This is a genomic window from Phaeobacter sp. JH20_29 (assembly GCF_048056175.1).
GTDB classification, from domain to species: domain Bacteria; phylum Pseudomonadota; class Alphaproteobacteria; order Rhodobacterales; family Rhodobacteraceae; genus Phaeobacter; species Phaeobacter bryozoorum.
The window spans coordinates 2,501-5,608 of record NZ_JAYMWO010000024.1; the positions used below are offsets into that span (position 1 = coordinate 2,501).

Consider the following 3,108-nt stretch of genomic DNA (forward strand, 5'->3'; position numbering starts at 1 on the left):
AAGTCATGGGGAGCTGAGAATAGGCTTTGATCCATGAATTTCCGAATGGGGGAACCCACCTGACAGTTTGTTATTGTGACCCTGCAGTCTGCTATGAGAGGCCTGTCCTCAAGTAGCAAAGCGGTAGGACATCAATAATGAGCTTAATCAGGTACTTAAGACCTGAATACATAGGGTTTTAAGAGCAAACCCGGGGAACTGAAACATCTAAGTACCCGGAGGAAAGGACATCAATATGATACTCCCCTAGTAGCGGCGAGCGAACGGGGACCAGCCGAGCCTTGAGTGTGAATAGAATGTGTTGGGAAGCACAGCCATAGTGGGTGATAGCCCCGTATATGAAGCATGATAGGACGTATTAAGTAGGGCGGGACACGTGAAATCCTGTCTGAAGATCGGAGGACCACCTTCGAAGGCTAAGTACTCCTTACTGACCGATAGCGAACCAGTACCGTGAGGGAAAGGTGAAAAGCACCCCGACGAGGGGAGTGAAACAGTACCTGAAACCGAACGCCTACAATCAGTTGGAGGCCCCTTGAGGGCTGACAGCGTACCTTTTGTATAATGGGTCATCGACTTGGTCTCACGAGCAAGCTTAAGCCGTTAGGTGTAGGCGCAGCGAAAGCGAGTCTTAATAGGGCGCATGAGTTCGTGGGATCAGACCCGAAACCGAGTGATCTAGGCATGGCCAGGTTGAAGGTGCAGTAACATGCACTGGAGGACCGAACCCACATCCGTTGAAAAGGATCGGGATGAGCTGTGCCTAGGGGTGAAAGGCCAATCAAACTCGGAGATAGCTGGTTCTCTGCGAAATCTATTTAGGTAGAGCGTCATCCGAATACCCCGGGGGGTAGAGCACTGGATGGGTAATGGGGCCCCACAGGCTTACTGATCCTAACCAAACTCCGAATACCCGGGAGTACTAGATGGCAGACACACTGCGGATGCTAACGTCCGTAGTGGAGAGGGAAACAACCCTGACCTACAGCTAAGGCCCCTAATTCATGGCTAAGTGGGAAAGCAGGTGGGATGTCCAAAACAACCAGGAGGTTGGCTTAGAAGCAGCCATCCTTTAAAGATAGCGTAACAGCTCACTGGTCTAATTAAGACGTCCTGCGGCGAAGATGTAACGGGGCTCAAGCCATGAGCCGAAGCTTAGGATGCACATAGTGCATGGTAGCAGAGCGTAGTGTGACATAGTTCCATGCGTCTTTAACCTTCCTCTGGAAGGTCTTGGACGCACGGAGCTTTCGATGAAGCGGGCGCGTGAGCGATCCCGTGGAGAGATCACTAGCGAGAATGATGACATGAGTAGCGACAAAGAGTGTGAGAGACACTCTCGCCGAAAGTCCAAGGGTTCCTGCTTAAAGCTAATCTGAGCAGGGTAAGCCGGCCCCTAAGGCGAGGCCGAAAGGCGTAGCCGATGGGAACTAGGTTAATATTCCTAGGCCAGGAGGATGTGACGGATTGTGAAGGTAGTTCATCCTTATCGGATTGAATGGGCTGCTGATCAGTCCCTGGAAATAGCCCTCCATGAGACCGTACCCTAAACCGACACAGGTGGACTGGTAGAGAATACCAAGGCGCTTGAGAGAACGATGTTGAAGGAACTCGGCAAAATACCTCCGTAAGTTCGCGAGAAGGAGGCCCGGTTCCAAGGCAACTTGGAGCTGGGGGCACAAACCAGGGGGTGGCGACTGTTTATTAAAAACACAGGGCTCTGCGAAGTCGCAAGACGACGTATAGGGTCTGACGCCTGCCCGGTGCCTGAAGGTTAAAAGGAGGGGTGAGAGCTCCGAATTGAAGCCCAGGTAAACGGCGGCCGTAACTATAACGGTCCTAAGGTAGCGAAATTCCTTGTCGGGTAAGTTCCGACCTGCACGAATGGCGTAACGACTTCCCCGCTGTCTCCAACATCGACTCAGCGAAATTGAATTGCCTGTCAAGATGCAGGCTTCCCGCGGTTAGACGGAAAGACCCCGTGCACCTTTACTACAGCTTCGCACTGGTATCAGGATTGTGATGTGCAGGATAGGTGGTAGGCATCGAAACCGGAACGCTAGTTCCGGTGGAGCCTCCCTTGAGATACCACCCTTCGCACTCTTGATATCTAACCGCGGTCCGTTATCCGGATCCGGGACCCTGCGTGGCGGGTAGTTTGACTGGGGCGGTCGCCTCCTAAAGCGTAACGGAGGCGCGCGAAGGTTGGCTCAGAGCGGTCGGAAATCGCTCGTTGAGTGCAATGGCAGAAGCCAGCCTGACTGCGAGACTGACAAGTCGAGCAGAGACGAAAGTCGGCCATAGTGATCCGGTGGTCCCAAGTGGGAGGGCCATCGCTCAACGGATAAAAGGTACGCCGGGGATAACAGGCTGATACTGCCCAAGAGTCCATATCGACGGCAGTGTTTGGCACCTCGATGTCGGCTCATCTCATCCTGGGGCTGGAGCAGGTCCCAAGGGTACGGCTGTTCGCCGTTTAAAGAGGTACGTGAGCTGGGTTTAGAACGTCGTGAGACAGTTCGGTCCCTATCTGCCGTGGGTGTAGGATACTTGAGAGGAGTTGCCCCTAGTACGAGAGGACCGGGGTGAACGATCCACTGGTGGACCTGTTGTTGCGCCAGCAGCAGTGCAGGGTAGCTATGATCGGACAGGATAACCGCTGAAGGCATCTAAGCGGGAAGCCCCCCTCAAAACAAGGTATCCCTGAGGGCCGAGGTAGACCACCTCGTCAATAGGCCGGAGATGTAAGTGCAGCAATGCATTCAGTTGACCGGTACTAATCGCCCGATAGGCTTGATCTGTTCCAGTAACAGGCAGTGACACAATGAACCAAAAGCAAAACAAACTTGGACTTCATCGCGATTGTATCTCGACGATCTCTCACAAAGATCGTCAATATGGATTTTCCTCGGTTTGGTGGTCATAGCGCAAGTGAAACACCCGGTCCCATCCCGAACCCGGAAGTTAAGCACTGTTGCGCCGATGGTACTGCGTCTTAAGGCGTGGGAGAGTAGGTCACCGCCAAACCTAGTAAAATCCATAAACTCTAAACGATAACAATAAAAAATACCTTCAGATATACCCCTCTGAAGGGATAAATGCTCAATC

General features: G+C 52.7%; 2 rRNA genes (1 of these 2 running past the window's edge). Both read left to right on the top strand.

From position 1 onward, the window contains the following. A 23S ribosomal RNA gene (locus VWZ85_RS20445) occupies positions 1-2,801 on the top strand (it extends 73 nt beyond the left edge of the window). A 111-nt stretch (positions 2,802-2,912) separates the two neighbouring features. Continuing rightward, positions 2,913-3,027 (top strand): 5S ribosomal RNA (gene rrf, locus VWZ85_RS20450). Positions 3,028-3,108: the final 81 nt, after the last annotated feature.